Below are 23,878 nucleotides of genomic sequence, written 5' to 3'. Positions count from 1 at the left end.
GTCGGGCGGGTGAGCGTCCCGGCCCGCATCGACCTGCACACCCACTCCACCGCAAGCGACGGCACCCTGACCCCCGCCGAGCTGGTCCGGGCCGCCGCCGATGCCGGGCTCGACGTGGTGGCACTCACCGACCACGACACCACCGCGGGCTGGGCGCCCGCCGTCGCCGCCCTGCCGCCCGGGCTCACCCTGATCCGCGGCGCGGAGATCTCCTGCCGGTGGTTCGGCGCCGAGCCGGCCCTCCCGCTGCACCTGCTCGCGTACCTGTTCGACCCGGACGAGCCGGAACTGGCCGCGGAACTGGCCCGGGTACGCCGGGCCCGCGAGGAACGCGGCGAGCGCATCGTGCGGCTGCTCCAGGCCGACGGCATCCCGGTGAGCTGGACGGAGATCCTGGCCGGCGCGGGCGGCGGCACCGTCGGCCGCCCGCACATCGCGCAGGCGCTGATCCGGGCCGGCCTGGTCGCCACCACCACCGAGGCGTTCGGGCCGGACTGGCTCGGCGAGCGGTACCGGCTGCCGAAGGACGACATCGAGGTGTTCCAGGCGGTGGCGCTGGTGCGGGCGGCGGGCGGCGTGCCCGTCTTCGCCCACCCGAAGGCCAGCAGGCGCGGCCGGATCGTGCCGGACGAGCTGGTCGCGGACCTGGCGGCGGCCGGCCTGGCCGGCCTGGAGGCCGACCACGAGGACCACGACCCGGCCGAGCGGGCGCACGTCCGCCGGCTCGCCGCCGACCTGGGACTGCTGGTCACCGGCTCCTCCGACTTCCACGGCACGCACAAGACCGTCCGGCTCGGCGCGCACACCACAGGGCCCGAGGTGTACGAGCGGATCGTCGCGCTGGCCCGCGGGGTGACCCCTGTCGCTTCGAGCTGAAGCGATCCGACGGCACGGCTACCGTGTCCGCGTGGATCTCAAGCTCTTCGGCGAGGTCTTCGTGACCCTGCTGGTGATCGTCGACCCGCCCGGAATGATGCCCATCTTCCTCGCGCTGACCGGGCCGCTGCCCGCGCGTGACCGGAACCGGGCCGCCTGGCAGGCCGTGGGGCTGGCGCTCGGGGTCATCGTGATCTTCGCGGTGGCGGGGCAGACGATCCTGGCGTACCTGCACGTCGACCTGCCCGCCCTCCAAGCGGCGGGCGGGCTGCTGCTGATCCTGGTCGCGCTGGAGCTGCTGACCGGCAAGGCGGACGATCCGAGCCAGCAGGTCACCTCGAACATCGCGCTGGTGCCGCTCGGCACCCCGCTGCTGGCCGGGCCGGGCGCCATCGTGGCCACCATGCTGTTCGTGCAGCAGGCCGGCGGCGCCGTCGACTACCTCGCCATCGGGCTCGCCATCGTCGCCGTGATGGTGACGGTCTGGGTGGTACTGCGCTTCTCCGGCGGCATCGTCAAGGTGCTGCGTCCCGGCGGCATCGAGGTGCTGACCCGGATCGCCGGTCTGCTGCTGGCCGCCATCGCCGTGCAGCTCATCGCCGACGCGATCGCCGCTTTCGTGACCCAGTACCTCAACAACGCCTGAGCGGGTCCGTCCGGTGTCATACCCGGATGGCAGGATTGCCGGGTGCGACGACAGTCAGCAGCCAGTGGCTCCCGGGCTCCCCGACCCCGCACCGAGCAGTCCGAGCAGCTCGGCTTCGAGGGCATGCCGGAGCGTCTGTTCGTCTGCACACCGAGCAAGCTCGGCGCGTACGCGGACTGCCCCCGCCGCTACCGCTACGCCTACGTCGACCGCCCCGCGCCGCCCAAGGGCCCGCCGTGGGCGCACAACTCGCTCGGCGCGAGCGTCCACACCGCGCTGAAGAACTGGTACGCGCTGGCCCCCGACCGCCGCCGCCCCGAGGTGCTCGGCACGCTGCTCAAGGGCACCTGGGTCCGCGAGGGCTACCGCGACGACGAGCAGGAGCGCGACGCCTTCCGGCGGGCCCTGACCTGGCTCGAGAGCTACGTGGCGGGCCTGGACCCGGCCGACGAGCCGGTCGGCGTGGAACGGGTCGTCGCGGTGAAGACCGCGGTGCTCGCCTTCAACGGCCGCACCGACCGGATCGACTCGCGTCCCGGCCCGGACGGGCGGCCCGAGCTGGTCATCGTCGACTACAAGACCGGCCGCACCGGGCTCGACGCCGACGACGCGCGCGGCTCGCAGGCGCTCGCGCTCTACGCGTACGCGGCCGAACGGGTGTTCCGCAAGCCGTGCCGCCGGGTCGAGCTGCACCACCTGCCCACCGGCACCGTCGCCGCCCACGAGCACACTCCGGAGTCCCTGCACCGGCAGCTCACCCGCGCCGAGGACACCGCACGCGACATCATGGCCGCCGAGCGCGCGGTGGCCGACGGCACCGACCCCGACACGGCGTTCCCCACCGAGCCGGGTCCGCGCTGCGGCTGGTGCGACTACCGGCGTACGTGCCCGACCGGCGCGCAGACCCCCGGCAAGGAGCCCTGGTCGGCCGTCGAGCGGTTCACCGACCCGGAGTGAACGCGGGTCGCCGTCAGGCCGCGGCCAGGCGGGCGGCGCGTTCCTTGGCGGCCTGCTGCAGCGGGCCCTCCCGGTAGCGCCGGGGCACCGCGGCCAGCGCCAGTCGCAGCGCCCGCGCGCTCAGGTCCGCCGACAGGGCGGTGGTGGGCAGGCCCAGCCCGCCGTAGAGCCGCAACGCCCAGGGCGGCAGCATCCCCAGCGCGGTGGCGGCGATCCCGAAGTACGCCCAGCGCGGTGGCCCCAGGTTCAGTCCGACCCGCGCCGGCATGCTGAGCTTCCACGGGATCGGCGGCGCGGTCAGGAACACCGCGGTCTCGGCCGCCTCGCGGGTCATCCGCAACTGCGGGCGCACGTCCCGGTAGTAGTCCGCCACCTCGGCGGCGGTGCCCGGTACGTCGTCCGGGTCCAGCCCGACCAGGGCCGCTGACCGGCGCTGCTCGGAGTAGTAGCCGTCCACCTCGTCGTCGGTGAGCGCCAGCCCGGCCCGCCGGGCGGTGCTCACGAACGACTCGACCTCGGTGACGTGCACCCAGCGCAGCAGCTCCGGCTCGTCGATGCGGAACTCCTCACCGGTGACCGGGTCGGTGGCGCGCATCCGGGCATGCCGCGTCCGCAGCCGCCGCCCGGCCGCCTCCGCCTCGGCCCTGGTGCCGTAGATCGTCGTGCCCACGTAGTTCGCCGTGCGGACCAGCCGGCCCCAGGCGTCGGTGCGGTAGTTGCTGTTCTGTGCGACGCCGGCCATCGCGCGGGGATGCAGCGCCTGGAGGTAGAGCGAGCGCAGGCCGGCGACGATCAGGATCGGTTCCTCGTGCACCTTCCACGTGACCGATCCCGGACCGAAGAGGCCGAGATCTTCGGTGTCCACCGATCAAGAGTGCCACGCGCCGTCGCCGGGCGTCCTCGGTGAGGCGATCAGTCGTGGGTGCGGCCGTCCTCGGTGCGGCGGTCAGTCGTCGGCGGAGCGGCGGGACTGACAGGCCGGGCAGAGGCCCCAGAAGGTCACTTCCGCCTCGTCCAGCTCGAAGCCGTGCGCCACGTTCGGGTCCAGGCAGGGGGCGCTGCCGACCGCGCAGTCCACGTCGGCGATCTCGCCGCAGCCCCGGCACACCACGTGGTGGTGGTTGTCGCCGACCCGGGCCTCGTACCGCGCCGGACTGCCGGCCGGTTCGATCCGGCGGGACAGCCCGGCCCGCGACAGGGCGCCGAGCACGTCGTAGACGGCCTGGGTGGAGACCGAGTCGATCCGCTGGCGGACCCGCCGGGTGATCTCGTCGACCTCCAGGTGACCGCCGGCGGAGAGCACGTCCAGCACGGCGAGACGCGGCCGGGTGACCCGTAGGCCCCTCGACCGGAGCAACTCCTCACCCGTGGACATGGATCCATGACAGCACGGGGCAGGCGGGCCGACAAGCGAGCGTTGTTCACCCGTGGCCGGGGCCACAGGTGAACCGGCGCCGCCGCAATCGCGTGTATCGGAGGTAGGCGGCGTCACGCCGTACGCTGAGCGCGCCAAACCACGCACTCGCCGGAGGTGTCGGTGTTCAGGGAAATCAACGGTCTGCCGGTCCATGTGCTCGTCATCCACGCGGTGGTGGTGCTGGTGCCGCTGCTGGCACTGTTCGCCGTCGCGTACGGGGTGCTGCCCCGCTGGCGGCCCCGCCTCGACTGGGCGGTCGCGGCGCTCGCCGTGATCACTCCGATCCTCGCCTGGGTGGCGACCGAGTCCGGTGAGGAACTCGAGGGGGTCCTGCGCGCGAAGGGCTACCCGCCGGACCGGCTCCAGCAGATCCACGAGCACGCGTCGTACGGCGACACGCTGTTCTGGTACGCGCTCGGGCTCGGCGTCGCGGCGCTGCTGCTGGTGCTGTCGACGAGCCGCTTCGTCGCGGGCCGGAACCTGCCCCGCTGGCTCCCGGTGGTGCTCACCGTCGTGGTGGCGGTGCTCGCGGTCTTCGCGCTCGTGTACGTCTACCTGACCGGGGACAGCGGCGCCAAGGTGGTCTGGGACGGCGTGGTCTGACCGCTGCGGGTCAGAACAGCACCCGCGAGCAGAGCAGGCAGGTGAGCAGCACCAGCACCACCGCCACGGCCGCTCCGATGCCGTAGGTGAGCCGCTGGGCGCGCTGCTCCGCCTGGTCCATCGCGGCCATGTCCTGCGGCGGGAGCCGGCGCGGCGGTGACGGCTGCACGTGTACCGGTGGCCGCCAGCCGGGCGGCGGAGGCGTGCTCGGCGGCGGTCCCGCGTAACCCGAGGGCGGCGGGCCACCGCCGGGCGAGCCCGGCCACGCGCCGCCGGCCACCGTCCAGCCGCCTGCCGCCTCCGGACGCGCCCACGGACTCTCGGTGGCCGCTTCGCGTGACCACGGGCTGGCGTTCCCGGCCGCTTCCGGCGTCTCCGCCGCCTCGGCGGCTTCCGGCGTGTCCGCCGCCCCGGCGGCTTCCGGCGTGTCGGCTGCTCCGGTGGCTCCAGCGGCTCCGGTGGCGGCTCCGGCGGTGTCGATCCCGCCGGCGACGGCCCGGTCTGCGGCGGTGGTGCGCGGCTCGGGCTGCCCGGCGGTCACTGTCGGATCGTCGGTGCGGTCCGGATCATGGCCCTCCGGGCGTCGCCAGGTCTCGTCGTCGCGGCTGCCACCGCTCGGCGTCGTCACGCCGTCCGACGCTACCAACGCCCCGGCCGGTCGGCCGCCCGACGCGTCGATCACCGCCGCCCGGCCCGCCACGCTTCCGGGATCGAGCCGGCGGCCGGTTCGGCGGTATCGTTGCTGATCGTGACCGACCCCGTCATCCGGACACCGCGCGGCGACGACGACCGCGTGGTCGACCTCAGCGAAGACTTCGTGGTGCTGCCCGAGCAGACCAGCGACGACACCGATCGCGGCTGGGGCGAGCGCCCCGGCGGCAACGACGACTGGCTGCTCGCCGAGCGCCCGCCGCACTGGAGCTGATCGTCTTCGGCCCGCGCCGGGCTTTCGCGCCGGGCGGCGGCCCTTGACCGCGGCCTCGCGTCAGCCGCGTACCACCACGGCGAAGCGGCTGCCCTCCGGCAACCCGACCGCCCGCCGGGCCTGCTCCGGCGGCAGCGCCAGGTAGAGCGCCGAGGAGCCGTCGACAGCTCCGGTGGCGCCGACCACGTCGAGCACCAGCGCGCGGGGAGCCAGCAGCGTGGGGTCGGGCGTACCGCCGGCGGGCACGACGAGCAGGTCGACCCGGGCACCCGGGCGCAGCACCGCGAGGGCCGCCGGCTCGGCCAGCCGGATCGGGACGCCCACCGCGCCGGCCGGCAGGGCAGGGATGCCGCCGGACGGTGACGCCGCCGCCGAGGCGGCCGGGGACGAGCCGGGCGGCGGGCAGGACGGCGGCGTCTGGAGCACCGCCGCGGCCAACCCCAGCAGCACCGCGACGAGTGTCACCCGCAGCAGCGTCCGGCGCCGCGGCAGGCCGCGCCAGCGGACCGGACGCAACGTCCCCTCGTCATCCGTCACCGCTGCCTCCCGCCGCCGACCTACCGTCCGACCGCAGGCTAGGCCCGGCCTTCCGGCGCGCGCCGCCCCGTCGCCCGCCCCTGTGGATAACCCGCCGCCCTGTGGACAACGTCAGCCTGCCGACCGAAGCCCGGACCCACGCGCCGATCAAGTGGCCGACGGTGAGCCCTCGCGCGGCCTGCTGACGACGGCGGAGAACGGCGGATCCGCCAGGCAAGCGGCGACGAGCGGATCACCCGGCAACAACCACCCGGCCACCTGCGAGTGGCAAACGGCAACCCGCAAAGACGTGGCCGCCCCCGAACGGGGACGGCCACCTGTTGTCGCGTGCGAAAGGGGGGTCAGGACGAGCTGGACGCCGCCGGTGCCTTGCTCGCCGTCGATCCCGAACCGGACGACGAAGACGACGAGGACGAACCGGACGACGAGGACGACGACGAGGAGGAGTCCGACGACGAGGACGACGACTCGGACTTGGCCGGCTTGCTCGTGGTCGAGGCACCGTTGTCGGAGCCGGACGTACGGGAGTCCGTGCGGTAGAAGCCGGAGCCCTTGAACACGATGCCTACCGAGTTGAAGAGCTTGCGCAGCCGCCCCTCACACGCCGGGCACTCGGTCAGCGGCTCGTCCGAGAAGGACTGCACCGCCTCGAGCTGGTGGCCGCACGCGGTGCAGGCGTACTGGTACGTGGGCACGTTCTCCTCCGGATCTTCGGCACGGCCTGTTGGCACTCCTGGTCTTCGAGTGCCAATGGTGCGTCATGACCCCCGGGTTCGTCCAGCGGAAGCGCCCGGGCCCACACCCGGGACCGCCACCAGCCCCTCCGCCGGGGTGATCACGCAGTGCACCGGGCGGTCGTGCGGCAGGGCGGGCACCGCCTCCACCAGCTCGCCGTCGTGCAGCAGCGCCACGGTCGGCACTGTCGCGGGCACCCGGGCCAGCGCGCGGTCGTACGAGCCGCCGCCCCGGCCCAGCCGGATGCCCCGGCGGTCCACCGCCACCGCCGGCACCACGACCAGGCCGGCTCCGGCCACGGCGGAACGCCCCCGGGGCGGGGCGGTCGGCTCGCGCAGCCCTCGGCCGGCGGCGCGCAGCGACTCCGGGCCGGTGTAGGGGGCCCAGTCGAGGTCCAGGTCGTCGCGGAGCACCGGCAGCAGCAACTCGGCGTCGGGCGGCAGCGCGGCGCGCAGCACGTCCGGCAGGTCGTCCCCGCCGGGCTCGGACGCGACCGGGACGTACGCGCTCATCCGGGCCGGTCGCAGCCGTCGTACCAGGGTCACCAGCTCGGCCTGGACGGCGGCCGCCGCGACCGCGCGGTCGGCCGCGGATAGCGACCGGCGCGCGGCGAGTAGCGCGATGCGCATCTCCCGCTTCGCATCGTGCGCTTCATCCGAAAATTCCGGCACGCAACACTCCTGACGCAACGCTTGCCTAATGGTCGCTCTGTGTCAGCATCGCACCAAGGGAGCGGAACTTCCGGGGGGAAGATTGACGCTACGCGGGCGGTTGACGGCGGCTTTCCTCGCGGTGGTCCTCGGCCCCGTCCTGCTCGGCGCGTTCTTCGTCGGGGCCACGCTCAGCGCCGTCGACCACAGCCGCGCCACCGAACGGCTGGGCCTGGCCGCGGCCGGCGTCCGTACCTCGATCGACGCGCTCTGCCAGCAACTCCGCGCGGCGGCCGACGCGGTCGCCCTGGTGGGCGACCCGGCCGTCCGGTCGCGTGCGGCCGACCAGGTGGTCGCCCGGGGCCTGGCCGCCGCCGTGCGGATGGCCGACGCCGCCGGCCGCACCACCTACGCCACGGCCGGCGGGCCGGCCGGGCGCTGGCAGGACTGCGCCGGCACGCCCGCCAGCGGAGTCGGGGCGCTCTCCGCCCAGGTCGGGCTCCGCGACCCGGCCGGCACCGACCTGGGCGCGGTCGCCGCCGCCCAGCCCGTCGACCGGGCCTTCGTGGCGCGGCTCGCCGCCGTGACGGGCGTCGGGGTCACCCTCCTCGACAACCCCGGCGGCATCACCCACACGACCGAGGAGCAGGGGGTACGCGCAGCGGTGCTGGCCGCCGCCGGCAAGGCGGACGGGAACCGGGTGACAGGCACCGGCGACGGCCGGTACGTGCGGCGCGTCGGTCCGTCTCCCGGTCAGCCGCTGCCGCTGGTGCTGTCGGTGCCGGGGGAACGTGCGCCCGGCCTGTACGGGGCACTGATCGCCGCGGTCGCGCTCGCCGCCCTGCTGGCAGTGCTCGCGGCCTGGCGGCTGGCCCGGGTGACCACCCGGCCGCTCGGTGAGCTGGCCGGCGCGGTGGACCGGGTGGCGCGCGGCGACCTGAGCGCCCGGGTGCCGGTGCGCAGCCGCGACGAGATCGGGCGGCTCGCCAGCGCGTTCAACCGGATGACCCGGGAGACCGGCAGCTACGTGTCGGCGCTGACCAGCAGCCGGGACCAGCTCCGCAATCACCTCGCCGTGCTCGGCGACACGCTCGCCAGCACGCACGACCTGCAACGCATCCTGCGGGTGATCCTGGACAGCGCGATCGCCGCCACCGGTGCGCGGGCCGGCGCGGTGCTGCTCGTCGACGGCGACGGCGTCCTCGTCGGCCGGTGCGTGGAAGGCATGGCCGGACGCCGGCCGACCGGTGATCCGGCCGATCCGGCGACGCTGCGGGTGCCGGTCGGCGCCGGGGTGCTCGGCACGGTCGCCGCCACCGGCGAGCCGCGGCGCGGACGGTGGACGCCGCCGGACGTACCGACCGGGGAGCCGTCCTGCGAGACGTACGTGGCGGTGCCGTTCGCCACCCCCGGCGGCACCGAGCCGCGCGGCCCGGACCGGCCCGGCCACCCGCCCGCCGACGGCGACCCGCCCGGCTCGGCCTGCGCGGCGCTCGGCGTGCTGGTCCTCTACGACCGGCTCGGCGGGCACGAGTTCCACGACGACGACGTGGTGACGCTACGGACGTTCGCCGGGCACGCCGCGGTCGCCGTGGAGAACGTCCGGGTGCACGAGGAGGCGCAACGGCTCTCCCTCACCGACCCGCTGACCGGGTTGTGGAACTACCGCTACCTGCGCGAGTCGATCCGCCGGGAGGTGGAACGGGCGAACCGGTTCGGCCGGATGCTCAGCGTGCTCGCGCTCGACCTGGACCGGTTCAAGAACGTCAACGACACCTGGGGGCACGCGGCCGGGGACGCCGTGCTGGTCGAGTTCGCCCGCCGGGTACGCGGCGTGATCCGTGAGGTGGACCTGGCGTTCCGGCAGGGCGGCGAGGAGTTCGTGGTGCTGCTGCCGGAGACCGACGCCCGGGGCGCCACGATCGTCGCCGAGCGGCTCGGCGCGGTGGTACGCGACCAGCCGGTCACGGTGGAGGGGAGCGGCGACGATCCGGTGCGGGTGCCGGTGACCGTCTCCATCGGCATCGCCGTCTACCCGGACCACGCCGCCGACGGCCAGCAGGTGCTCGACGCCGCCGACGACGCGTTGTACGCGGCGAAGGCCGCCGGACGCGACGGCTACCGGCTCGCGCCGGCGCCCGATCCGGTGCCCACCCAGGAGATCCCGGTGGTGGCGGCCGGTCTCAGCCCGCCGGACGGGCTGCCCCGGGCCGGCGCGGCGGACCCGGCGGGCATCGTCCAGGGCGGCGCGTCTTCCGGTCCTCACCCGCCGCGGCAGAGCCGTGGCCGATAGTCTCGCGACATGTCGGAGCACTCAGCGAACCCCTCAGCGGCCCACGGTCGCTCCCGCGCGGTCAAGGCCGTGATCCCGGCCGCCGGCCTGGCCACCCGGTTCCTGCCGGCCACCAAGGCGGTTCCGAAGGAACTGCTGCCGGTCGTCGACCGGCCGGTGCTGCAGTACATCGTCGAGGAGGCCGCCCAGGCCGGCATCGACGACATCCTGCTGATCACCGGTCGCGGCAAGACCTCGATGGTGGACCACTTCGACCGCCGGCCCGACCTGGAGGAACGGCTCGCCAAGAAGCCCGAGCTGCTGGCCGAGGTCAAGCGCACCGAGGAACTGGCAGCGATCTACACGGTCCGCCAGCCGGAACAGCTCGGCCTCGGGCACGCCGTCGGGTACGCCGAGTCGCACGTCGGCGACGCGCCCTTCGCGGTGCTGCTCGGCGACGAGTTCGTCAAGCCGTCCGAGCCGCTGCTGCCGGCCATGCTGGAACTCCAGGCCCGCACCGGCGGCGTGGTGCTCGCGTTCTTCGAGGTCGACCCGGCCGAGACCAGCCGGTACGGCATCGCGTCGGTCGAGCCGGCCGAGTCGGAATACTCCGACATCGCCGAGGTCGTCAAGGTCACCGGCATGGTGGAGAAGCCCAGCCCGGCCGACGCCCCCAGCAACCTCGCCGTCCTCGGCCGGTACGTGCTCCCCGGGAAGATCTTCGACGCGATCCGGCGTACCGAGCCGGGCAGCGGCGGTGAGATCCAGCTGACCGACGCGATGGAGCTGCTGCGTACCGAGGGGGTGCCGGTGCACGCCATCGTCTACCGGGGCACCCGGTACGACACCGGCATGCCGCTCGGCTACCTCCAGACCGTGGTGCAGATCGCCGCCGAGCGGGAGGACCTGGGCGCCGAGTTCCGCAAGTGGCTGGCCGAGTTCGTCAACAAGGGCGACGAGACGGTCACCGCGGCGGTCCTCAACGGCATCCGCGACGCGTCCGGCGGTGCCGATACATGACCGCGACGGCCGACGCCGAGGCGGCCGCGAACGAGTTGACGCCGCTCGCCGACTACCTGGGCAGTGTGCTGCGCAGGTTACGCGCGCTGCCTCCACTCGACCTCGACCTGACCCAGGCGTACGGCAACGTGCTCGCCGAGGACGTGGTCGCCCCGCACTCGTACCCCGCCTTCGACCAGGCGGCGGTGGACGGGTACGCCGCGCGCTGGGAGGACATCTCCGGTGGGAGTCGGGGGCCGGGCTACGTCCCGGCCCCCTCCGGTATGCCCGGTGGCCGCAGCATCCGGCTCAACGTGGTCGGTGACCTGGGCGCTGCCAGCTGGCGGCCGGTGCGGCTCACCCCCGGCTCCTGCTTCTCGGTGGCGGCCGGCGCGCCGCTGCCGATCGGCGCCGACGTGGTCGTCCCGGTGGAGTGGACCGACCAGGGCATGGCCGCCGTCGAGATCTTCCGCGCCCCCAAACGGGGGTACGGCCTGCGCCGCGCCGGGGAGGAACTGGTCGCCGGCACGCTGCTCGCCCGCGCCGGCGCGTACGTCTCCCCGGCCCTGGTAGCGGTATTCGCCGCCACCGGCATCGGGCACGTGGTGGTGCGGCCCAGCCCGCGCGTGGTGATCGTGGCGACCGGCGACGAGCTGGTGGACGTGGGCCGGGGCAGCCAGCCAGGCCAGGTGGTGGACACCAACTCGCACGCGCTGACCGCGGCAGCCGCGGAGGCGGGCGCGCTCGCGTACCGGGTGGGGATCTGCGACGACGACCCGGAGGCGCTGCGCGGCCTGCTGGAGGACCAGACGCTGCGCGCCGACCTGATCATCACCACCGGCGGCACCGGCACCGGCCCCGGTGACATGGTCCGCCGCATCCTGTCGCGGCGCGACGGCGGCCGGGCCGGGCCGGTCACCTTCACCGAGGTGGCCCTCTATCCCGGAACGGCTCTCGGGTTCGGTACGGTCGGCGCCGAGGAGGTGCCGGTGGTGTGTCTTCCCGGTGAGCCCGGCGCGGCGCTGATTGGCTTCGAGGTGCTGGCCCGACCGGCCATCCAGCTGCTGGCCGGCGCCGAACCGGTGTTCCGGCCGAGCGTCCGCGCGCACCTGCTGGAGACGGTCTCGTCCCCGGTCGGGCTGCGCGAGTTCCGGCCCGCGCACGTGGCCGAGCGACGCGGCGGCGGGTACACGGTGCAGCCGCTCGCCGGGGGCCCGTACACGCTGTCCGGCCTGTCCGACGCGAACGGCCTGCTGGTGCTCGGCGAGCGGGTCACCACGGCCGCTGCCGGGTCTACCGTGGATGTGCTCCTGTTGGACCGGCGCCGGTGAGCGCGAGGAGTGAGCTTGCGAGCCCCGCAGTCGCGAGCGAAAGGCAAGCTCGGTGAGCGCGAGGAGTGAGCTTGCGAGCCCCGCAGTCGCGAGCGAAGGGCCGGCTCGGTGAGGTTCCGGCGGGCGCCGGGGTGGCCGGCGGTGCTGGTGGACGGTCCGGTGGTGCTGCGGCCGTACCGGCGTTCGGACGCCGTCGCCTGGTCGGAGATCCGGCGCGCCAACCGGGATTGGCTGGCGCCGTGGGAGTCCCATGTGCCCGGCGGCTGGTACGAGACGAATTCCCCTGCTGCGTTCCGCCTGGTGCACGCCGACCAGCGCAAGTCCGCGCGTACCGGTGAGGGCATGCCGTTCGCGGTCTGCCTGCGCGAGGACGGCCGGGAGCGGCTGGTCGGTCACGTCAACATCGGCAGCATCGTGCGGCGGGCGTTCTGCTCCGGGTACGTGGGCTACTGGGTGGACTCCAGGGTGGCCGGTCGCGGCGTGATCCCGACCGCTGTGGCGCTCGCCGTGGACCACGCGTTCGGGCCGGGCGGCCTGCACCGGATCGAGGTCAACATCCGGCCGGAGAACACGCCGTCCCGGCGGGTGGTGGAGAAACTCGGCTTCCGCGAGGAGGCCTATCACGTGCGCTACATGCACATCGACGGCGCGTGGCGCGACCACATCGGATATGCGATGACGGGCGAGGAAGTCGTCGCCGAGGGCGGCTTGCTGGCGCGGTGGCACCGCGTACGTGACAACCGCCGCTGAGGCGAACGCCCGGCGCGGCGCACTGTGAACCGGGTCGGCGGCCCGTAACCTCAAGTAACTGCAAGCTGCGGCAAGCGCTGCCCGCCCGCACGAAGTGCGCCGTAAACGACGGCCGACGGAAGAAGTTGCGGCGGGCGGCGCTAGCCGGCGAACTTTGGTGACGGGAGGGGTGAGGGTGCCCACGTCGGTGCTCCTCGCCGTCCTCGCCGCCGCCGGTCTGCTCGCCCTCGCTCCGGCGCTGGTCCGCCGGTACGACGCCACCGAGCGGCTGGTGGCGGAGCGGGCGCAGTCGACGGCGCGGGTGCTTCAGCGCCGGCGTCGACGGCGCACCGTGCCCGGGCGGCGACCGCTGCACCCGCCGCGCTCCCTCGTAGTAACCCTCAGTGAAGACTCCGACACGGGTGGTCTCGCCCGGCCGGTCTCCGCGCCACCGCTGCGTCTGCGCTCGGGGCGACTGCGGCCGGTCTCCGCGGTGCCGGCCCAGTCCCGCCGACGGCACCCGCCCCGGCGGCGGCACACCCCGGCGATCTACCGGCGGCGCCGGGTGCTGGCCGCACTGCTGCTGCTCAACCTGGTCGAGTTGGGCGGCGTGGTGCTCGTCGGACCCGGGTTCTGGATCAGCGTCTCGGTCACCGGCGCGCTGCTCGTCGCGTACGTCGTACACCTGCGGCAGCGTGCCCTGGCCGAGCGTCGGCGGCGGCGCGCGGACGCCCGCGAGGCGGCCTGGCTGGCCGCCCGCCAGGCCGAGGTGCGCCGCGAGCAGGCCCGGCGCGCGGCGGCCCGGCGGGAGGCGCAGCGCCGGCTGGCCGCCCAGCGCGAGGCGGTCCGGCGTACGGCGATGGGGCTGGACCGCCCGGCCGACCTGCCGCCGGCGGCGAGCGGCGGCTCGGTGTCCTACCGGCGGGCCGGTGGCCTGCGCGGGCGCCCCTACCAGTCCGGCCGAGGCGCCTGACCCCCTCACCTGCCTCGCGAGCGTGGGCCTGGTGGCGATCTTGGAGGAATTGGGCCCCTCTGGGGGCCACTTGCTTCCAAGATCTACGGGGGCGGTGGGTCGGTTCGCATCGCGGGGCCGCGACCTGTTAGCCTTGTCGCCGGCCCACCCGGTGAAAGCTGGGTGGGACCGACGCCGGTTCGCCGGCGGAGGGGCTGTGGCGCAGACCGGTAGCGCACCTCGTTCGCATCGAGGGGGTCAGGGGTTCAAATCCCCTCAGCTCCACCCAGTTCAAAGGCCGTTTCCGCCAGTCGGAGACGGCCTTTTTCGATCGTGCGGGGCAGCCCACCGAAACCACGTGCACTGCTGGCTTGGCTCTCTTCGGCGCGCAACAGGGGAGCACACATGCCCAACGTGGCCCTCATCTCCGGACCGGTCGTCGACCTGGCCTCCGCTGCGTCGGCTCTGGCAGACGCCCTCGCCCTGCAGGTCGTCAGCGCGGGCAATGTCTTCCGTCAGCACGTGCAGCAGCAGACTCCGCTGGGCGTTGTCAGGGCAACCCTGGACGGGCCGCACGCGCTATCACCTGGGCGCGCGCGGCCCTTGCTCCGCTGACGTTCCGAACCCGGCCGCCCGACACGCCGCCGTCAGTCGAACAGGCCGTCGAGCGCCTTCTGTTCCAGGTCGCGCCAGCGCTCGGCGTCCTTCAGCGCCTTGGCGATCTCCTTCTCGTCGAGGTGGTGGGCGCCCTCCTCGCGGATGCACGCCACACTGAACGGCCCGCCGACCGACGGCGAGGTCCGCTCCAGCGCCTCCAGCACCCGCACCACGCCCACCACGCCGTACTCGACGGTGCGCGTGGTCATCCGGAAGTGGGACAGCAGCGCGCCGGCCTGCTGGGCCATGGGCGCGCCGGAGCCGATGGCGTGGAAGCCCACGTCCTCGTAGCGGCCGATGAGCCCGTTGGGGTTGATCTCCACGATCCACGGCCCGCCCTGGCTGTAGCCGGCCGCGAGCAGGTACGCCGACACCCCGCCGCCGCTGCCCTCGCCGGGCACGTCCGGGATGTAGTTCTCGTAGTGCTTCTTGAAGACGGGCAGGACGCGCTCCTGCAACTCGTCGCCGATGTCCGGTGCTTCGAGGATGGCGGTGGCCGAGTCCTGGAGAAGGGGGCGCAGGTCGTTGAGTACCCCCCGCGCGCCGCTGCCGCCCCAGGCGGCGCAGTCGCCCAGGGGGTGCAGCTTCTGGGCGGGGAAACTCAGACCGCGATCGCTCTCGGTGATCTGGGAGTCCGCGCCGATCACCACCCCGTCTTTGCAGACAACGGCGAGTACGACGGTCATATGGTCCTCCTGGGCAGGGGTGCGGGGTAAGGCGCGAGGTACCCGGCATCCCGTTCGCCTACACCCCGGCAGGTGTCGGCCCGCTCACTGCCCCACGAAGGCGGGTCAGTGTGTCCGAGGTCTCGGGGCGGTCGCTGCCGTGGCCGACGTCCGCCTCAGGTGACGGTGGCCGCGGTGAGGAAGAACGTGACCGCGTAGGTGAACCGGCCCGCGTCGACGGCCTCGTCGAACTGGTCTTCGAACGAGCGAGCTTCGCCGGGTTCGAGTACGCCGCGCTGAGCCGCTGTGGCGGCCCAGCTGCGCAGGCCCAGAACGTTGTCGGCGGCGGCCGGGTCGCGAACCAGCAGCGTTCGGGGTTCGACGGTGACGTCGGTCAGGCCAAGCGTGGCGAGAATGCCGGCATGCTGGTGGGCCAGGGTGCCGTTGCGGAGGAGGACGTCCGCCCGGAACCGCAGCACACGTCGCGCCAGATCCTGGTCGGCGATGTCGAGCACCTGCGTGTCGTAGTCGGGGTCCGCGAGGACGATGCGGCCACCCGGCCGGACGACCCGGACGAGTTCCCCGATCGCGGCACGGGGATCGGCGAGGTGTTGCACGGTGCGGTCGGACCAGGCGCCGTCGAAGGAGTCGTCGAGGAACGGCAGTCGGTGGGCGTCGGCGACGGCGCATTGCGTCAAGCCGCGCGCCTGCATGGCGGCAGCCATGGTCGCGGCGCGGTCCACGGCGACCACGCCGGCGTCGTGTTCGTCTCGGAGGCGGGCCGCGCTCGCCCCGGTGCCCGCACCGACCTCGACGTAGCGCCGGCCGGGCACCGGATGGAGCAGCTCGCGGACCCGATGCTGATATGCCTGGTAGAAGGGCTCGTCGGCGAGGCGGTCGAGCACGCCGACCCACGAGTCCGGGTCTGACTGCCGGTCGACGTCGGTGAATCCGTGCACGATCCGGAGCCTATTGCGCCGCGTCGGCTCTTGCGGCAACGGCGCAGGGTCTGCGCTATCTCGCCTCGGTGAACAGGTCGGCGTAGCGGTTCAGGTACAGCGGCCAGCCCTCGTCGTGGCCGACGCCGTCACGAACCGACTCCCAGCCCGGACCGTGCCGGTCCAGGTTGCGGTGCTCCAACTCGACCCGGGTCCGCTGCGGTGTCTCGGCGACGAACCGGACCTCGACCTCGCTGGCGTTGTCCAGATCCTGTTCGAGCTGCCATGCCGGGCTGATGTCCCAGCTGAAGACGAGCCGGTCCGGCGGCTCGAAGACGAGGATCCGCGCCCAGGCGCACTCACTGCCGTCCTCGGCGCGGTCGTAGATGTGCCCACCGACCTTCGCCTCGAACACCGTCTCCGCGATCGGCGACGACAGCAGGTTGTGCTCCTTCGGCTTGAAGTCGCCGAACCGCTCCGTGAACACCGCGAAGGCGCGCTCGACCGGCGCGTCGACCACGATCTGCCGCCGTACCACCGCATCCGTTCCACTCATGATTCCTCCTCGTCAGGGCGCTCGGCGACGTCCTTGAAGCCGTCCAACGCGCGGCTCCAGTAGGTGTCGAGCTGATCTCGTAGGGCGGCCACGCCGGCGGGATTGAGCCGGTAGACACGCTTCGTGCCCGCGGTGCGGTCCGTCACGAGGCCGGCGTCCTTCAGCACCCGCAGATGCTGCGACACCGCCGGCCGGCTGACCGGCAGCACCGCGGCCAGTTCGCCGACCGCCCGCGGCCGCTCCGCGAGACACGCGATGATCGCCCGCCGTGTCGGGTCGCCCAAGGCGTCCCACCCGTCCTCGGTTCGGTAAGTAGCCACGAACGGTAAGCTACGGCTTACCATTGGCGTTCGTCAAGCCGGAAAAGCGGGTCACTGTTGCCACAGGAACGCCGCCGTCGAGCACGGTCGGCAGCGGAATCCGTACCCGCAGCCACCGCCACCGAAGTTGAAGCCGGTGCGGTGATCGTGGCCCTCCTCCAGCTGGACGACGAACGACATGGGCAGAGCGCAGGCGGGACAGGTGGGCGTCTGGTCGAACTGGAGCCACGCCGGCAGTCCGCCGAGTTGCCCCAGGACGTCTCGCAGCGGTCGGCCGGACTCACTGCGCCAGCGCTCGCGCGCCTCGTCGTAACCGTCGGAGTCCTGCATCGGCGCGTACGTGACGGCGGACGTCTCGGCCACCAGGACGGTGTCGCCGGAGGGCACGGCAGACGGAGCCAACGCCCCCAGGGGGAAGACGAACGCGCGATTGCCGCCGGCTGTCGCATCCCACTCGTCACACAGGCCCGGATCGTTCTGGCACATGAAGACCGACAGGAGTTCGTTTTCGGCCGCGTCGATGTCGTCGAGCCGGACCTGGGCCAGGAACTGCATCGGCCCGTCGCACTCGCCGCACAGTGGCCAGTCGAAGTCCGCGGGCACGAGCGGAACACCACCGGTACGCGTGCCGGGCGCATCCGGCGCCGTGTCACCGCTGTAGATCATCAGAACCGTCACGCGGCGCAGCATAGGGGAGCGCGGAGGCGCCCCCGCCCCGTCCGGCAGCCGGCCCGCGGCCGGCGGCCGACTGGATCGGTCACCCTGGGATGGGACAGCATCCTCGTCCGGGTCGGCTCCACCCTGGTGGTCGTTCAGGAGCAGGGCAACGAGCCCGGTGGCGACGATCACCTCACCCGACTCGCCGAAGCCGCGCTCCGCAGCTACCAGACGACCGAACCCTGAGCGCCCTCGGGCGATCGGTCGCAGCTCACCGCGTCGCGCCGCCGAACCACCGGGCCAGAGCGTCGTCCAGCGTGCGCTGGTCGTCGCCCGTCCACACCACGTGCCCGTCCGGCCGCAGCAACACCGCCGGCACGTCCAGCTCGTCGCCGGTACCGGCGACGAACCCGACCCGGTCGGCCCAGCCGTCCACCGACAGCTTCCCGGTCCCGTCGAGCAACAACCCGCCGCCGGTACGCATCAGCTCGTACAGGCGCCCCTCCCGCAGCGGTACGTCGCGCAGCCGCCGCCCGAGCAGGGCGTGCCCCTCGCCGACGTCGTACCGGACGCCGATCGCCGTGACCTTCTCGATCAGGAATCGGTTGACCTCGTCGAAGTCCATGAGCTGCGTCAGCACCTCACGCACCGCGTGCGGTCCCGGCTCGTTCGTGGTCAGCAGCATCTGCGCGCGGGTGTTCGTCAGCACGTCGGCGGCCACCGGGCGCCGCTCGGACTCGTAGGTGTCCAGCAGGTCGTCCGGCGCCCAGCCGTTCACCGTCGCCGCCAGCTTCCAGCCCAGGTTGAACGCGTCCTGGATGCCCAGGTTGAGCCCCTGCCCGCCGAGCGGCGGGTGGACGTGCGCGGCGTCGCCGGCCAGGAACACCCGCCCGGCCCGGTAGTGCTCGGCCAGGCGGGTCGCGTCACCGAACCTCGACAGCCAGCGGGGCGAGTGCACGCCGAAGTCGGTGCCCGCGTACGCGGTCAGTTGCCGTTTGAAGTCGTCGAGCGTCGGCGGCACCGACGTGACGTCGGTCGCCGGTACGACCACCCGGAACACGCCCGGCCTGCCGGACGGTCCGAGCCCGAACCGCTTCTCGGTGCGGCGTACCTCGGTCATGATCCTGGTGATCTCGTCCGGCGGCGCTGTCACCTCCATCTCGCCGAGCAGCGTGTCGATCGTCGACGGCTCGCCGGGGAATCCGACGCCGAGCAGCTTGCGGACCGTGCTGCGCCCGCCGTCGCAGCCGACCACGAACCGCGCGCGCAGCGGTGGCGCGCCGGCGTCGTCGAGGTGGACCGTCACGCCGTCGTCGTCCTGCTCCAGCCCGGTGACCGCACGGCCGCGCCGGATCTCGGCGCCGACCTCGGCGGCGTGGTCGGCGAGCAGCCGGTCGGTGAGCGTCTGCGGGATGCCGAGGACGTACGGGTGGGCGGTGTCCAGGTCGGCGGGCGCGGGCTTGTCGATGCCGGCGAAGAAGCCCCGGATCGGGTGCGTGCCGCCGTGTTCCAGGAACCGTTCCAGCAGCCCGCGCTGGTCCATCACCTCGATGCTGCGGACGTGCAGCCCGAGCGAGCGCACGTACGGCGGCGGTTCGGCGTCCCGCTCCAGCACGAGGACGCCGACGCCCTGCAGGCGCAGTTCGCTCGCCAGCATCATGCCGGTCGGCCCACCGCCGACCACGATCACGTCGAACACACGATCCCCCGTGCCGAGTGTCAGGCGACCGTCCCGTCGGGCGGCACGAACCGACCATAGCCCTCGGGCCGGAACGCCCGGGCCCCGTAGGGCAGGCAGACGGCAGATTCGTTCAGGCCGCCCGGCGCCCGCCGCGCCCGGCGAGCTTCGACAGCAGGACGAGGGCGCCGCCGCCGATGACGAGACCGACGACGGCGAAGGCGAGCGTCTGGAGCAGCCAGTGGGTGCCGCTCAGCAGCGACATCGCCAGCCACACGCAGAGGAAGGTTGTCGGCACCGACAGGGCCAGGGCCAGGACGATCGCTGTGGTCCGCTGCCCGCTGGTGGCCTCCGGGTAGGTGTTCCACCGGTTCTGCATCGATCGGGTACGTCGATCCATGACGCCTCTGCTACCCGGCGGGACACCGCGGCAACCCGGTCAGCCGCGGCGGAAGGTCCGGCGGTAGGTGTCCGGCGGCACGCCCACTGTGCGCTGGAAGTGCCGGCGCAGTGTCGTCGCCGTACCCATGCCTGATGCCTCCGCGACGGCGTCGATGCTGTCGTCGGTGTTCTCCAGCAGTTCCTGCGCCCGCCGGATGCGCTGCGTGGCCAGCCACTGCGACGGCGTGGCGCCGGTCGCGGCGGTGAAGTGCCGGACCAGGTTGCGGGTGCTCATGCTCGCCCGGCGGGCCAGGTCCGCGACGGTGAGCGGGCGGTCCAGCCGCGCCATCGCCCAGGGGAGCAGCGCGGCGAGCGGGTGGTCCTCGCGGGCCGGGACCGGGGTGGTGACGTACTGGGCCTGACCGCCGGCGCGGTGCGGCGGCACCACCAGGCGGCGGGCGACGGCGTTGGCGACAGTCGAGCCGTGGTCGCGGCGGATGAGGTGCAGGCACAGGTCGATCGCGGCGGCCTTCCCGGCGGAGGCGAGCACGTCGCCGTTGTCCACGTAGAGCACGTCCGGGTCGACCTGCACGCGCGGGTAGCGGGCGGCGAGCGCGTCGGTGTGCGCCCAGTGGGTGGTGGCGCGCAGCCCGTCGAGGACGCCGGCGGCGGCGAGCACGAACGCGCCGGTGCAGAACGAGACCATCCGGGCGCCCGCCCCGTGCGCGGCGCGGACCGCCTCGACCAGGTCGGACGGCGGCTCGGCGTCGGTCTCCTCGATCGCCGGGACGATCACCGTGTGGGCGCGGGCGAGGTGGTCCAGCCCGTGGTCGGGCGTGACCGCGAACCGGCCGACGCCGACCGGGCCGGGAGCGCAGACCACCAGGTCGTACCAGGGGTCGGCGAGGCCGGTCGGGTCGCGGACGAAGATCTCGCAGGCCGCTGCCAGCTCGAAGTGCAGCATCCCGTCGGTGGCGGCGAGCGCGATCAGGGTCATGTCCGAAACTGTACGGGCATTGGCGTTTGCGACACTGGCCCGGCCCTCGGATCCCGGCGAGGATCATTCCAGTCGATCTTCGAGGGGGAGTGTCATGCAGGTGGCGGTGTTCGGGGCGTACGGGCACACCGGACGGTTCGTGGTGGCGGAGCTGCGGGAGCGGGGGTACGAGCCGCTGCCGGTGGGGCGTGACACCGGGAAGCTGGCGGCGGCGTTTCCGGGGACGGAGCAGCGGGTGGCGTCGGTCGACGACCCGGCCACGCTGGACAAGGCGCTGGCCGGGGTGACGGCGGTGGTCAACTGCGCCGGACCGTTCGCCTCGACCGCCGGGCCGCTGATCGAGGCCGCGATGCGGGCCGGGATCCCCTACGTCGACGTGGCGGCCGAGATCGAGGCGAACCGGGACACGTTCGCCGATTACGCCGAGCGCGCCGAGGCCGCCGGAGTCGCTGTGGTGCCCGCCATGGCGTTCTTCGGCGGGCTCGGGGACCTGCTGGTCACCGCCGCGACGGGGGACTGGACGGCGGCCGACGAGGCGCACGTCGCGTACGGGCTGAGCAGCTGGCACCCGACGGCCGGGACGGTCGCCTCCGGCGTCGTCTCGCGCGAGCGCCGCGACGGCCGGCGGGTCCGCTTCACCGGCGGGCGCCTGGTGTACGCCGACGGCGACCTGCCCCGGCGGGACTGGGAGTTCCCGGCGCCGCTGGGCGTGCGGCCGGTGCTCGGGGAGTTCACCATGGCCGACGTGGTGACGGTGCCGAGCCACCTGGACATCCCGGAGGTGTGCACCTACATGACCGCGAACGCGGCGGGGGATCTGGCCGCCGGGGACGCTCCGGCCGCTGTGGACGAGCGCGGCCGGTCGGCGCAGACGTTCACCGTCGACGTGGTGGTGCGGTCGGGTGACGTCCGTCGGCGGGTGGTGGCGCACGGGCAGGACATCTACGCGATCAGCGCGCCGCTGGCGGTCGAGGCGGTCCACCGGATCCTGACCGGGCGGACGCGGGCGACCGGTGTCGCCTCGGCCGGGCGGATCTTCGACGCGCCGGACTTCCTGCGCGCGCTGTCGGCGCACCTCACCGTCGAGACGCCGCCGGCCGCCTGACGGGCCCCGACGGGTTGCCGCATCCACGTCTGCCGATTGACAATGTTTAGATTCCAAACTTACTCTCGCGCTGGGCGGGTGCGCGCCCCGCCTTCCCCGTCCACGCGCCCCCACCCACCACGAAGGAACCACCATGTTCCGCTCTCCCCGTACCGCCCGATTGCGGGTCGGCCTGGTCGCGGCGACCGCCGCCACGCTCGTGACCGGCACCGCCGTGATGGCGACGAACGCCCAGGCGGCGGCCGGCTGCCGCGTCAACTACACGACCGCCAGCCAGTGGCCCGGCGGTTTCACCGCGAACGTCGACGTGACCAACCTCGGTGACCCGATAAACGGCTGGACCCTGCGCTGGACGTTCCCGTCCGGCCAGCGGGTCACCCAGGCGTGGAGCGCCGACGTCACCTCCTCCGGCGCCGACGTCACCGCCACGAACGTCGGCTACAACGGCGCCATCGCCACGAACGGCAGCGTCTCGTTCGGCTTCAACGGCTCCTGGGCCGGCACCAACACCGCGCCCACCGCGTTCTCGCTGAACGGGGTCGCCTGCACCGGCGGTGTCGGCGGGACCACCCCGCCGCCGACCACCACGCCACCGCCCACGACCACCCCGCCGCCCACCACGCCACCGCCCACGACCACCCCGCCGCCCACCACGCCGCCGCCCACCACGCCGCCGCCGGCCGGCAACGCCATGGCCGCTGTCGCCGCCATGCAGCCCGGCTGGAACCTCGGCAACTCCTTCGACGCGGTCGGCGCGGACGAGACCGCGTGGGGCAACCCGCGTGTCACCGAGGCGTTGCTCGACAACGTCCGGGCGCAGGGCTTCAACAGCATCCGCATCCCGGTGACCTGGAGCAACCACCACGGCGCCGCGCCGAACTACACGATCGACGCGGCCTGGCTCAGCCGGGTACGCGAGGTGGTCGGCTGGGCGCTCGCCGACGGCTTCTACGTGGTGCTCAACATCCACCACGACTCGTGGCAGTGGATCAACACGATGCCCACCGACCGGACAGGCGTGCTGAACCGCTACAACGCGCTCTGGACCCAGATCGCCGCCGCGTTCAAGGACTCCTCGCCGAAGCTGACCTTCGAGAGCGTCAACGAGCCGCAGTTCACCGGCAGCTCCGGCGACGCGCAGAACGCCACGCTGCTCAACGAGCTGAACACCTCGTTCCACCGCATCGTCCGCCAGTCCGGCGGGAACAACGCCACCCGGCTGCTGGTGCTGCCGACCCTGCACACCTCCGCCGAGCAGGCCCGGGTGGACGAGCTGGTCAGCACGTTCAACACGCTGAACGACCCGAACCTGATCGCCACCGTGCACTTCTACGGGTACTGGCCGTTCAGCGTGAACGTCGCCGGGGGCACCCGGTTCGACGCCACGGTCCAGCAGGACCTGACCGACCAGTTCGACCGCGTCTACAACGCCTTCGTCACCCGCAACATCCCGGTGATCATCGGCGAGTACGGGCTGCTCGGCTTCGACCGGCACACCGGCACCATCGAGCAGGGCGAGAAGCTGAAGTTCTTCGAGTTCCTCGGCCACTACGCGCGCAGCCGCAAACTGACCACCCAGCTCTGGGACAACGGCCAGCACTTCGACCGGACGTCCTTCGTCTGGAAGGACCCGGAGCTGTTCGCGCAGATCAAGTCGAGCTGGACCACCCGCTCCGGCACCGCGTCCAGCGACCAGGTGTACGTGCCGCGTACCGGCTCGATCACCGCCAAGAGCCTGACGCTCAACCTGAACGGCACCACGTTCCAAGGGTTGCGGCAGGGCACCACCGACCTGGTCAACGGCACCGACTACACGGTCTCCGGCAGCACCCTCACGCTCACCGCGTCGGCGCTGACCCGGCTGGTCGGCTCCCGCGCGTACGGGGTGAACGCCAACCTCCAGGCCCGCTTCTCCGCCGGTGTGCCGTGGCGGATCAGCATCATCACGTACGACCCGCCGGTGCTGTCGAACGCGACCGGCACCACCGCCGCGTTCACGCTCCCGGCGCAGTTCCGCGGCGACCAGCTCGCCACGATGGAGGCGAAGTACGCCGACGGCAGCAACGCCGGACCGCACAACTGGACCTCGTACAAGGAGTTCGACGTGACGTTCGCGCCGAACTACACCGGCAACACGATCGCGCTGAAGCCGGAGTTCTTCGCCGAGGTCAACGACGGGCAGCGGGTCACCCTGACGTTCCACTTCTGGAGCGGCACGAAGCTGACCTACTACGTCACCAGGTCCGGCAGCACCGTCACCGGCACGGTGAGCTGACGGCAACGGCACGGCTCGCG

The 23,878-nt window shown here is 73.3% G+C and carries 27 protein-coding genes, 1 tRNA gene and 1 pseudogene; 15 read left to right on the top strand and 14 right to left on the bottom strand.

All coding sequences use genetic code 11. The features are described 5' to 3' along the window. Positions 1-9: 9 nt before the first annotated feature. The 3 genes from O7604_RS06020 (at position 10) to O7604_RS06010 (ending at position 2,479) form a co-directional block, all read left to right on the top strand. Positions 10-876 (top strand): PHP domain-containing protein, encoded by an 867-nt coding sequence (locus tag O7604_RS06020; protein WP_281579078.1) that lies wholly within the window; start codon positions 10-12, stop codon positions 874-876. A gap of 31 nt (positions 877-907) precedes the next feature. Further along, on the top strand, positions 908-1,522 hold the full coding sequence (locus O7604_RS06015) for a MarC family protein (protein WP_281579077.1): 615 nt from the start codon (positions 908-910) through the stop codon (positions 1,520-1,522). 123 nt (positions 1,523-1,645) lie between these two features. Further along, positions 1,646-2,479 (top strand): PD-(D/E)XK nuclease family protein, encoded by an 834-nt coding sequence (locus O7604_RS06010; protein WP_281579923.1) that lies wholly within the window; start codon positions 1,646-1,648, stop codon positions 2,477-2,479. Positions 2,480-2,492: 13 nt separating this feature from the next. On the opposite strand, the gene O7604_RS06005 is transcribed toward O7604_RS06010, so the two are convergent. Both O7604_RS06005 and O7604_RS06000 read right to left on the bottom strand, forming a co-directional pair. Then, positions 2,493-3,344, bottom strand: a complete 852-nt coding sequence (locus O7604_RS06005; protein WP_281579076.1) for an oxygenase MpaB family protein — start codon at positions 3,342-3,344, stop codon at positions 2,493-2,495. Between the two features lie 81 nt (positions 3,345-3,425). Beyond that, positions 3,426-3,854, bottom strand: a complete 429-nt coding sequence (locus tag O7604_RS06000; protein WP_030501115.1) for a Fur family transcriptional regulator — start codon at positions 3,852-3,854, stop codon at positions 3,426-3,428. A 162-nt stretch (positions 3,855-4,016) separates the two neighbouring features. Between O7604_RS06000 and O7604_RS05995 the strand changes: the two genes are divergently transcribed. Beyond that, a complete protein-coding gene (locus O7604_RS05995) occupies positions 4,017-4,499 on the top strand; it encodes a DUF2231 domain-containing protein (RefSeq protein WP_281579075.1) in 483 nt (160 codons plus the stop codon). A 10-nt stretch (positions 4,500-4,509) separates the two neighbouring features. Here O7604_RS05995 and O7604_RS05990 read toward each other — a convergent pair whose 3' ends face one another. Continuing rightward, on the bottom strand, positions 4,510-5,127 hold the full coding sequence (locus O7604_RS05990; protein ID WP_269702420.1) for a hypothetical protein: 618 nt from the start codon (positions 5,125-5,127) through the stop codon (positions 4,510-4,512). 120 nt (positions 5,128-5,247) lie between these two features. On the opposite strand from O7604_RS05990, the gene O7604_RS05985 reads away from it, so the two are divergent. Then, the gene (locus O7604_RS05985) at positions 5,248-5,424 is read left to right on the top strand and encodes a hypothetical protein (protein WP_269707123.1); all 177 of its coding nucleotides are present in this window, start codon (positions 5,248-5,250) and stop codon (positions 5,422-5,424) included. 60 nt (positions 5,425-5,484) lie between these two features. On the opposite strand, the gene O7604_RS05980 is transcribed toward O7604_RS05985, so the two are convergent. Beyond that, entirely contained in the window at positions 5,485-5,961 is a 477-nt protein-coding gene (locus tag O7604_RS05980) for a flagellar biosynthesis protein FlgA (RefSeq protein ID WP_269702418.1), read from the bottom strand. A 327-nt stretch (positions 5,962-6,288) separates the two neighbouring features. Here O7604_RS05980 and O7604_RS05975 point away from each other — a divergent pair, with 327 nt between their 5' ends. Further along, positions 6,289-6,501: a hypothetical protein gene (locus O7604_RS05975; RefSeq protein ID WP_281580039.1), complete on the top strand. Its 213-nt coding sequence runs from the start codon at positions 6,289-6,291 to the stop codon at positions 6,499-6,501. Positions 6,502-6,515: 14 nt separating this feature from the next. Here the strand turns inward: O7604_RS05975 and O7604_RS05970 are convergent. Both O7604_RS05970 and O7604_RS05965 read right to left on the bottom strand, forming a co-directional pair. Next, positions 6,516-6,656 (bottom strand): annotated as a pseudogene (locus O7604_RS05970) (FmdB family zinc ribbon protein); the annotation flags it as partial. 63 nt (positions 6,657-6,719) lie between these two features. After that, positions 6,720-7,325: a 5-formyltetrahydrofolate cyclo-ligase gene (locus O7604_RS05965; RefSeq protein ID WP_269702416.1), complete on the bottom strand. Its 606-nt coding sequence runs from the start codon at positions 7,323-7,325 to the stop codon at positions 6,720-6,722. Positions 7,326-7,449: 124 nt separating this feature from the next. On the opposite strand from O7604_RS05965, the gene O7604_RS05960 reads away from it, so the two are divergent. The 7 genes from O7604_RS05960 to O7604_RS05930 all read left to right on the top strand — a co-directional run bounded on the left by O7604_RS05960 (position 7,450) and on the right by O7604_RS05930 (position 14,244). After that, positions 7,450-9,639, top strand: a complete 2,190-nt coding sequence (locus O7604_RS05960) for a diguanylate cyclase (RefSeq protein WP_281579074.1) — start codon at positions 7,450-7,452, stop codon at positions 9,637-9,639. A gap of 9 nt (positions 9,640-9,648) precedes the next feature. Then, positions 9,649-10,638, top strand: a complete 990-nt coding sequence (locus O7604_RS05955; protein ID WP_269702412.1) for a UTP--glucose-1-phosphate uridylyltransferase — start codon at positions 9,649-9,651, stop codon at positions 10,636-10,638. Further along, positions 10,635-11,948: a gephyrin-like molybdotransferase Glp gene (gene glp / locus O7604_RS05950; protein WP_135243213.1), complete on the top strand. Its 1,314-nt coding sequence runs from the start codon at positions 10,635-10,637 to the stop codon at positions 11,946-11,948. Before O7604_RS05955 ends, glp begins: the two co-directional genes overlap by 4 nt. Positions 11,949-12,089: 141 nt before the next feature. Next, entirely contained in the window at positions 12,090-12,698 is a 609-nt protein-coding gene (locus tag O7604_RS05945; protein WP_269702411.1) for a GNAT family protein, read from the top strand. A gap of 169 nt (positions 12,699-12,867) precedes the next feature. Further along, a complete protein-coding gene (locus tag O7604_RS05940) occupies positions 12,868-13,650 on the top strand; it encodes a hypothetical protein (protein ID WP_269702409.1) in 783 nt (260 codons plus the stop codon). Between the two features lie 190 nt (positions 13,651-13,840). Continuing rightward, positions 13,841-13,914, top strand: a tRNA-Ala gene (locus O7604_RS05935). A 120-nt stretch (positions 13,915-14,034) separates the two neighbouring features. Further along, the gene (locus O7604_RS05930) at positions 14,035-14,244 is read left to right on the top strand and encodes a hypothetical protein (RefSeq protein WP_281579073.1); all 210 of its coding nucleotides are present in this window, start codon (positions 14,035-14,037) and stop codon (positions 14,242-14,244) included. Between the two features lie 32 nt (positions 14,245-14,276). Here the strand turns inward: O7604_RS05930 and O7604_RS05925 are convergent, their stop codons facing one another. The 8 genes from O7604_RS05925 to O7604_RS05890 form a co-directional block, all read right to left on the bottom strand. Then, positions 14,277-14,972, bottom strand: a complete 696-nt coding sequence (locus O7604_RS05925; RefSeq protein WP_269702384.1) for a proteasome protein — start codon at positions 14,970-14,972, stop codon at positions 14,277-14,279. A 155-nt stretch (positions 14,973-15,127) separates the two neighbouring features. Next, a complete protein-coding gene (locus O7604_RS05920; protein WP_269702383.1) occupies positions 15,128-15,910 on the bottom strand; it encodes a methyltransferase domain-containing protein in 783 nt (260 codons plus the stop codon). Positions 15,911-15,965: 55 nt separating this feature from the next. Beyond that, positions 15,966-16,445 carry an SRPBCC family protein gene (locus O7604_RS05915; RefSeq protein ID WP_269702382.1) on the bottom strand — a complete coding sequence of 160 codons (480 nt, stop codon included), beginning with the start codon at positions 16,443-16,445 and terminating at the stop codon, positions 15,966-15,968. Further along, entirely contained in the window at positions 16,442-16,789 is a 348-nt protein-coding gene (locus tag O7604_RS05910) for a metalloregulator ArsR/SmtB family transcription factor (RefSeq protein WP_332367302.1), read from the bottom strand. The genes O7604_RS05915 and O7604_RS05910 overlap by 4 nt, the downstream gene beginning before the upstream one ends. Positions 16,790-16,816: 27 nt before the next feature. Next, positions 16,817-17,443 (bottom strand): DUF1963 domain-containing protein, encoded by a 627-nt coding sequence (locus O7604_RS05905; protein WP_269702379.1) that lies wholly within the window; start codon positions 17,441-17,443, stop codon positions 16,817-16,819. 250 nt (positions 17,444-17,693) lie between these two features. Beyond that, positions 17,694-19,121, bottom strand: a complete 1,428-nt coding sequence (rox, locus tag O7604_RS05900) for a rifampin monooxygenase (RefSeq protein WP_281579072.1) — start codon at positions 19,119-19,121, stop codon at positions 17,694-17,696. A gap of 112 nt (positions 19,122-19,233) precedes the next feature. Then, positions 19,234-19,500, bottom strand: coding sequence for a hypothetical protein (locus O7604_RS05895; protein ID WP_269702377.1), 267 nt, complete (start codon positions 19,498-19,500; stop codon positions 19,234-19,236). A 39-nt stretch (positions 19,501-19,539) separates the two neighbouring features. Continuing rightward, on the bottom strand, positions 19,540-20,478 hold the full coding sequence (locus O7604_RS05890; RefSeq protein WP_281579071.1) for a helix-turn-helix domain-containing protein: 939 nt from the start codon (positions 20,476-20,478) through the stop codon (positions 19,540-19,542). Positions 20,479-20,572: 94 nt separating this feature from the next. Between O7604_RS05890 and O7604_RS05885 the strand changes: the two genes are divergently transcribed. Together O7604_RS05885 and O7604_RS05880 are read left to right on the top strand one after the other, a co-directional pair. Continuing rightward, positions 20,573-21,583 carry a saccharopine dehydrogenase NADP-binding domain-containing protein gene (locus O7604_RS05885; protein ID WP_281579070.1) on the top strand — a complete coding sequence of 337 codons (1,011 nt, stop codon included), beginning with the start codon at positions 20,573-20,575 and terminating at the stop codon, positions 21,581-21,583. A gap of 133 nt (positions 21,584-21,716) precedes the next feature. Further along, positions 21,717-23,858, top strand: coding sequence for a cellulase family glycosylhydrolase (locus O7604_RS05880; protein WP_281579069.1), 2,142 nt, complete (start codon positions 21,717-21,719; stop codon positions 23,856-23,858). The last annotated feature ends 20 nt before the right edge of the window (positions 23,859-23,878 follow it).

It is taken from the genome of Micromonospora sp. WMMA1947 (assembly GCF_027497355.1).
GTDB lineage: Bacteria > Actinomycetota > Actinomycetes > Mycobacteriales > Micromonosporaceae > Micromonospora.
This window is presented reverse-complemented; position numbering and strand designations above follow the sequence as displayed.

What these genes read in the sequence shown, in the direction of transcription:
- O7604_RS06000 (WP_030501115.1), bottom strand. Translation starts at nt 3,854, where the DNA reads ATGTCCACGGGTGAGGAGTTGCTCCGGTCGAGGGGCCTACGGGTCACC.
- O7604_RS05965 (WP_269702416.1), bottom strand. Translation starts at nt 7,325, where the DNA reads ATGCGCATCGCGCTACTCGCCGCGCGCCGGTCGCTATCCGCGGCCGAC.
- O7604_RS05915 (WP_269702382.1), bottom strand. Translation starts at nt 16,445, where the DNA reads ATGAGTGGAACGGATGCGGTGGTACGGCGGCAGATCGTGGTCGACGCG.
- glp (WP_135243213.1), top strand. Translation starts at nt 10,635, where the DNA reads ATGACCGCGACGGCCGACGCCGAGGCGGCCGCGAACGAGTTGACGCCG.
- O7604_RS05890 (WP_281579071.1), bottom strand. Translation starts at nt 20,478, where the DNA reads ATGACCCTGATCGCGCTCGCCGCCACCGACGGGATGCTGCACTTCGAG.
- O7604_RS05880 (WP_281579069.1), top strand. Translation starts at nt 21,717, where the DNA reads ATGTTCCGCTCTCCCCGTACCGCCCGATTGCGGGTCGGCCTGGTCGCG.
- O7604_RS05885 (WP_281579070.1), top strand. Translation starts at nt 20,573, where the DNA reads ATGCAGGTGGCGGTGTTCGGGGCGTACGGGCACACCGGACGGTTCGTG.
- O7604_RS05955 (WP_269702412.1), top strand. Translation starts at nt 9,649, where the DNA reads ATGTCGGAGCACTCAGCGAACCCCTCAGCGGCCCACGGTCGCTCCCGC.
- O7604_RS05925 (WP_269702384.1), bottom strand. Translation starts at nt 14,972, where the DNA reads ATGACCGTCGTACTCGCCGTTGTCTGCAAAGACGGGGTGGTGATCGGC.
- O7604_RS06010 (WP_281579923.1), top strand. Translation starts at nt 1,646, where the DNA reads ATGCCGGAGCGTCTGTTCGTCTGCACACCGAGCAAGCTCGGCGCGTAC.
- O7604_RS05895 (WP_269702377.1), bottom strand. Translation starts at nt 19,500, where the DNA reads ATGGATCGACGTACCCGATCGATGCAGAACCGGTGGAACACCTACCCG.
- O7604_RS05910 (WP_332367302.1), bottom strand. Translation starts at nt 16,789, where the DNA reads ATGGTAAGCCGTAGCTTACCGTTCGTGGCTACTTACCGAACCGAGGAC.
- O7604_RS05930 (WP_281579073.1), top strand. Translation starts at nt 14,035, where the DNA reads ATGCCCAACGTGGCCCTCATCTCCGGACCGGTCGTCGACCTGGCCTCC.